At 67.3% G+C, this 477-nt stretch carries 1 protein-coding gene; it reads left to right on the forward strand.

Annotated elements, in window-relative coordinates; translation table 11 throughout:
* Positions 1-477, forward strand: a 477-nt coding sequence (locus OC490_RS49165; RefSeq protein WP_262064573.1) for a hypothetical protein, incomplete at both ends; no start/stop codon positions are given.

A 477-nucleotide genomic window follows, 5' to 3' on the forward strand; every position in this document is an offset into this window, starting at 1 on the left:
CTGCTGACCGGGTTCGTCTTCTTGTGGGCGTTCCTGGACAAGACGTTCGGGTTCGGTTATGCGACTCCGTCCGGCAAGGGCTGGATCGATGGCGGCTCGCCCACCAAGGGTTTTCTGAGTTCGGTGGCTGCGGGTCCGATGGAGTCGACGTTCCATGACTGGGCGGGTGCGGGCTGGGCGAACTGGCTGTTCATGCTTGGTCTGCTCGGTGTCGGCATCGCGCTGGTCTCCGGTGTCGCGCTGCGGCTCGCTGCCGTCGCCGGCACGGCGATGATGGCGTTGATGTGGATCGCCGAGTGGCCGCCGGCCAGGCACCTCTCCGACGGCACGCTGAGCATGTCGTCCAACCCCTTCGCCGACTACCACCTGATCTACGCCGTGGTCCTGATCGCCCTCGCGGCGGCGGGCGCCGGTGCGACCTGGGGTCTCGGCAAGCTCTGGGCCACGCTCCCGATAGTCCGCGACCACAACTGGCTG

Source organism: Streptomyces sp. STR69, from assembly GCF_024519455.1.
Lineage (GTDB): Bacteria > Actinomycetota > Actinomycetes > Streptomycetales > Streptomycetaceae > Streptomyces.